At 62.8% G+C, this 6,325-nt stretch carries 2 protein-coding genes and 1 pseudogene; all 3 read left to right on the top strand.

Features of this window, described 5'->3' with window-relative positions:
• The first annotated feature begins 486 nt into the window (after positions 1-486).
• Positions 487-1,771 (top strand): annotated as a pseudogene (locus IWX65_RS17025) (IS256 family transposase).
• 596 nt (positions 1,772-2,367) lie between these two features.
• The gene (locus tag IWX65_RS17030) at positions 2,368-4,428 is read left to right on the top strand and encodes a S8 family serine peptidase (RefSeq protein WP_196884747.1); all 2,061 of its coding nucleotides are present in this window, start codon (positions 2,368-2,370) and stop codon (positions 4,426-4,428) included.
• A 113-nt stretch (positions 4,429-4,541) separates the two neighbouring features.
• Positions 4,542-6,325: GH25 family lysozyme (locus IWX65_RS17035; RefSeq protein WP_334683973.1), on the top strand; the 1,784-nt coding region annotated here is incomplete at its 3' end.

The following is a 6,325-nucleotide window of genomic DNA, read 5'->3' on the forward strand; positions in this document are numbered from 1 at the left end:
TGCCCGCACATTCCAGGTCGCCGCCAGAAGATTCGATGGACCCTTGCCAGGAACACTGCCATCTAGTGCTGTTCGCAGGCGGAGCAGGTCCTCGGTCACAGCAGTGGGTGGCGGCGTCGCGATCAGCGTCATGAACCCATCGAATCATGTCGGTATGCCACGCGCGCTGAATCTCGCCTCGAAGTACTGTTCGAAAACGCCGTACGAATGGTGTTTTGCCCCAGAATCCTCGGTATAGCAATTTAAACTGACCGGGTGCCCTTGGAAATGTCTCAGATCCGATTGTCCACGAGCGAACCTGCATCTAAGGGAATCGCGGTGGTTTCCCGAGGTTTTCAATGCTGGTCTTGAAATCCGGTTTCCGTTCTATGGCGCAAGATCTTGGGAAAATCGATGACTAAGGGGACTGTACGTTCAACGGTGTAACTCCTATCCAGGAGGTATCTAATGAGCATGCAGGTCGAGTCGGCGCGGTCGCCGGTCGTGATGGAGGATGAGCAGGTGTCAACAGGGGCCGAGCGGCCGCTTCAGGTGAACAAGGCGCTGGTAGCGCAGCTGGTGGGTGAGGCTCAGCGGCAGGGGCTGTCCGTGGACGGCGAGGGCGGGTTGTTGACGCAGCTGACCAAGCTCGTTCTGGAGTCCGCTCTGGAAGGCGAGGTCACCGCACATCTGGGCTACGAGAAGCATGAGCGGACCGCAGGGGCTGAGGGTTCCACTGGCGCAAAACGCCCGCAATGGCGTCAGGTCAAAAACAGTTTTGACGAAGGCTGGTCCCGTGGAGATCGATGTCCCACGAGACCGTGCCGGAACGTTCGAGCCGCTGCTCGTTGCCAAGCGCCAGCGCCGGCTGGGCTCGATCGAGGACATTGTATTGTTCTTGTCCGCCCGCGGAATGACCCATGGGGATATCGCCGCGCACCTGGCCGATGTCTACGGATCAGAGGTGTCGAAGACGACCATCAGCACGATCACCGACAAGGTTCTCGACGGGATGGTGGAGTGGCAAAACCGTCCGCTGGACCCGGTGTGTCCGGTCGTTTTCGTGGACTGTATCAACGTCAAAGTCCGTGACGGGCAGGTTGCAAATCGGCCGATTTACATGGCCCTGGCCGTGACCGTGGACGGCAACCGTGACATCCTTGGCCTCCGGGCCGGCGACGGTGGTGAAGGCGCGAAGTACTGGCTGCAGGTACTGACCGAGGTTAAGAACCGCGGGGTTGAGGACGTGCTTATGCTCGTCTGCGACGGTCTGAAGGGTCTGCCCGACGCGGTGAACACCGTCTGGCCGGAAACGCTCGTGCAGACGTGCATCGTTCACTTGATGCGCAACAGCTTCCGCTACTCCGCCCGTCAGGACTGGGCCGCGATCTCCCGCGCCCTCAAGCCCGTCTACCAGGCCGCGACCGTCGCCGAGGCCGAGGACCGCTTCCTGGAATTCCAGGAGGAGTGGGGGCAGAAGTACCCAGCGATCGTGCGGCTGTGGTCCAACAGTTGGGCCGAGTTCGTGCCGTTTTTGCAGTTTGACCGCGAGATCCGCCGGATCGTGTGCACCACGAACGCGATCGAGTCGGTCAACGCCCGCATCCGCAAGGCAATCAAGGCCCGCGGCCACTTTCCCAACGAGCAGGCCGCGCTCAAGTGCGTCTACCTCGCCGTCATGGCCCTCGATCCGACGGGCAAGGGCCGGGCCAGATGGGCCCAACGATGGAAACAAGCACTCAACGCGTTCGACGTCGCCTTCGACAGCCGGCTCTCCGCCCACCGCCGCTAGCAAACCACGACACAGTTACACCGATAAGTTGACTGACCCTTGGGCGAGATTTCCGCTACCTATGGCGTCAAGCTGGATACCCTGTTCACCTTGGGCGGAGTGGACTGAAACACCATCATCTATCTGGATGGCGTCATTGTATTGACTGACGATGTAGCGCCGAACAGGCCTGCGCGGGTTGTCGATGTTCGGTGCCGCAAAGGTTTGCTGCCGCTCTTCCGCTTCGCTATTCCCTTGGGACCGAGTTGGATCCAACCACCTGCAGTGGTCTTTGTTCTTTTCTGGTCGCACCTATTTCTTCCGATATGAACACGCGGATATGTTTCGGGTGGCTTCGAAGGATTGGTGGCTTGCAAGCAGCGGGGACCGTCCCGTAACGCCCAATCCGTTCCTAATCCACAACCATTCCGGAATCCCTCCATGGGCCGCCAGACATGGGTTTTGCGCAGGAATGTCCCTAACTCGGGGCAGGCTTTCCACAGAATCGCCCGAAACGAGCCCTGTCCCGCTGTTAGACGCGTTACTTTTGGGGCAGATGTTACGCCTGTGCTTTGGTTTCTCCTCCCTATGGCTTCCCGAACTGAAAGGTAGTCCCTGTGCTGCCAGCTGTGCCCCGTTTCCTCACCGCCGCCGTCGTGTCCTCCGTGCTACTTGCCGGTATGGCGCCGGCCGTATTCGCTGCGCCACCCGTCGTGCCGGATGTGACGCAGCCCGGGACAGTGCAGGCGGGGGTGGACGAGGCTGCCCAATATGTGGTCCGGTACTCTCCTGGCACGGACGTTGCAGGCAAAGCGCGGTTTCTGCGCGGTAAGGGAATCGGGGTAGGGCGGGAGTTCTCCCAGGCGGTGCGCGCCGCCGTCGTCACCCTCACCCCGGCCGAGGCGGCCGTTCTGGCTAGTTCGCCGCAGGTGGAAGCCGTCGAACGTGACACCGTGATGAGTATTTCGGCGACGCAGCAGCCGGCACCGTGGGGGTTGGACCGGATCGACCAGCGCACTCAGCCTCTGTCAGGTTCCTACACCACTACTGCTACCGGGGCCGGGGTCAGCGCCTACGTGGTCGACAGTGGCATCCTTGCCTCCCACACGGACTTCGGCGGCCGGGTCACTCAGGGCTGGTCAGCAGTATCGGACGGCCGGGGCACGAGTGATTGCAACGGGCACGGCACCCACGTCGCCGGCACCGTCGCGGGTGCCACCTATGGGGTGGCCAAATCTGCGACCCTTGTCCCGGTGCGGGTCTTTGGTTGCACCGGCTCCGGCTACACCTCTGATGTGATTGCCGGCCTGGATTGGATCGCCGGGCACCACACTGCAGGCGCTCCGGCTGTTGTTAACCTCAGCCTGGGCGGTGCCGCGAGCTCCACCGTGGATGCTGCGCTTCAGGGCGTCATCAATGACGGGGTTACCGCTGTTGCGGCGGCAGGAAACTCCTCCGCTGACGCTTGCACCGCATCCCCCGCGAGGTTGCCGGCGGCACTGACTGTGGCTGCCAGTGATTCCTCGGACCGGCAGGCTTCCTTCTCGAACTTTGGGACCTGCGTGGACCTTTACGCGCCGGGCGTGTCGATTATGTCGGCGTCGCACACCTCGAACACGTCGACGGCGACCCTGTCAGGGACTTCCATGGCGGCCCCGCACGCAGCCGGCGCGGCCGTACTGCTGCTCTCCCAGCAGCCCTCACTGACCCCGGCGCAGGTCACGTCGACGCTCAACAGTACGGCCACTACCGCGACTGTGACCTCGGCCAGTGCCGGAACCCCAAACAGGCTCCTCTACACAGCCGCACCCACTCCTGAACCTGCCGCGTCCGAGCCTGCACCAAGTGTTAATGGTCCTATCCGTACGGCGTGGGTCAACTCCGGCGCTGAGAACGGTGTCCTGGGGCACCCGACCAACGCTGAGATCTGTGGGTTGCGTGACAACGGTTGCTACCAGTCTTTCCAGCGCGGTGAGATCCTGTGGTCCGCCGCGACCGGTGCGCAGATCAGCCGCAATGGCGGCATCCGCACCGCCTACCGTGCCGCTGGTACTGAGAACGGTGTCCTGGGGTACCCGACCAGTGCTGAGATCTGTGGGTTGCGTGATAACGGTTGTTCGCAGTCTTTCCAGCGTGGTGAGATCCTGTGGTCCGCCACGACCGGGGTGCACGTCAGCCGGCAGGGCGGGATCCGCGCCACCTATCGTGCCGCGGGTGCTGAGAACGGTGTTCTCGGTTACCCGACAAGCCCCGAAATCTGTGGCCTCAAAGACGGCGGCTGCTACCAGTCCTTCCAGCGCGGTGAGATCCTGTGGTCCGCCACGACCGGGGCGCACGTCAGCCGGCAGGGCGCGATCCGCAACGCCTACCGGGCCGCAGGGGCCGAGAACGGTGTCCTCGGTTACCCGAGAAGCCCTGAGATTTGCGGGTTGCGCGATAACGGTTGCTATCAGTCCTTCCAGAACGGGGAGATCCTCTGGTCCGCGGCGACCAACGCCCACTCGACCGTCACCGGACCTATCCGCACCAACTACCGGAACCAGGGAGCCGAAAACAGTGCCCTCGGCTATCCCGTGACCACCCAAACCTGCCCCTCTACCACCCAATGCACCCAAACCTTCCAGACCGGAACCCTCACCTGGACCCCCACCACGGGAGTTCAAATGGTGCGGCGCTAGGGAAGGGCAGCCGCACGTCACCCTCGCCCCGAGTTCGGGCTACTGCTCGGGCCTGCTGATTGCGGGCGGGTCCACTGCCTCTCGCACAGCTTCAACGATCTGGAGATTTTGCCGTGAAATCATCGAACACCTTGCGCCTGGCGTGCCGGTTCGCGCTGCTCGCATCATTACTGGTGGGCCTGATGGCTCCGGTTGCTGCGGTAGCTGACATCGTCGATCCATCGCCGTCGAGCGAATCGATTCCTACCGGGACACCGGAGCCGTTGACGACGGTGGCGCCGGCGCCATCCACCACGGTGGTGCCTGTAGTAGAGACGCCGGTACCGCTCACTACGATGGAGCCCGAGGTGTCCTCGTCAGCAACACCGGAAGCTCCTTCGGCGGCATCGGTAACTCCCGGGACCGCCCCGCCCACACTCTCCGCTGAAGACGAACTGGAGCAAAAGCTCTATGGTGCAAGCCTTGGTCAGGGCCTTGCCCGGATTGCGGAGCATGGCGATCCGCAGGTGCCCACCAGTGCGGAGCAGGGCTTGGGTGCAGCTGCAAAGGCTGGGGTGGAAACGGACGCCGAGACAACTACGCCGGATCTGTTCGCTGCAGCGACGAATTACTGGACCCCCGACGGGGTGCTCGGGGTTGATGTCAGCAGCCATCAGGGAACGGTCAACTGGGCCGGAGCCTGGAATTCCGGATCACGTTTCGCCTATGTCAAGGCCACCGAGTACACCAGCTACATCAACCCGTTCTTCTCTCAGCAGTACACGGGCGCCGAGTCTGTGGGGATGCTGCGCGGGGCGTATCACTTCGCCCTGCCAAGCCTTTCGGACGGACGAACGCAGGCAGACTACTTCGTCGCGAACGGAGGCGGCTGGTCGGCTGATGGTAAGACACTGCCTCCGCTGCTCGACGTCGAATACAACCCGTACACATCTCTTGGCAACAGTTGCTACAACATGACGGCGTCGCAGATGGTGACGTGGATCGGGGATTTCTCCGACCGGATGGTTCAACTCACCGGACGCGTGCCCATGATTTACACCACCGCCGATTGGTGGAACACCTGCACCGGCAGTTCACAGGCCTTCTCAGACCATCCGCTCCATCTGGCCCGCTACAGCAACTCCACAGCCGGCACCATACCGGCCGGCTGGAGCAACTACAGCCTCTGGCAATACACCGATTCTGGCCCGGTCGTGGGTGACTGGAACCAGTGGACCGGCGATCTTGCCAGCCTGCGCGACTTCGCACGCAACGGACCGTCAGCCCCGGCTCCGGCGCCGTTGCCCCCGGTGCCGTTGTCGCAGGCAGCGGAGGCGGAGCCCTTCATTGATGCTGCTGCCAAGTTGGTGCCGGCTGTGGGTGCCCCGGTGTCGGAGGTTGTTTGCGGGTTGAAGGACAACGGCTGCTACCGGAACTATGCCAGTGGTGCAGTGCTGTGGTCGACCGACACGGGTGCTGTGGCAAGTGTCAATGGTGCCATCCGCACGGGGTGGCTGAACTCCGGCGCCCAGGACGGCCCCATGGGCTACCCCTTGAGGGCAGAAGTCTGCGGAATCAAGGACAACGGTTGCTACCAGTCCTTCCAGAAGGGTGAAATCTTCTGGTCCGCTACGACCGGGGCGCACCTCAGCCGCAGTGGCGGGATTCGTCAGGCCTACCGGGCCGCGGGTGCTGAGAACGGTGTCCTGGGTTACCCCACCAGTGCTGAGATCTGTGGGTTGCGTGATAACGGTTGTTCGCAGTCTTTCCAGCGCGGTGAGATCCTGTGGTCCGCCACGACCGGGGCGCACGTCAGCCGGCAGGGCGGGATTCGTCAGGCCTACCGGGCCGCGGGTGCTGAGAACGGTGTCCTGGGTTACCCCACCAGTGCTGAGATCTGTGGGTTGCGTGATAACGG

This window comes from Arthrobacter sp. CAN_A214 (assembly GCF_015751955.1).
In the GTDB taxonomy this organism is placed as follows: domain Bacteria; phylum Actinomycetota; class Actinomycetes; order Actinomycetales; family Micrococcaceae; genus Arthrobacter_D.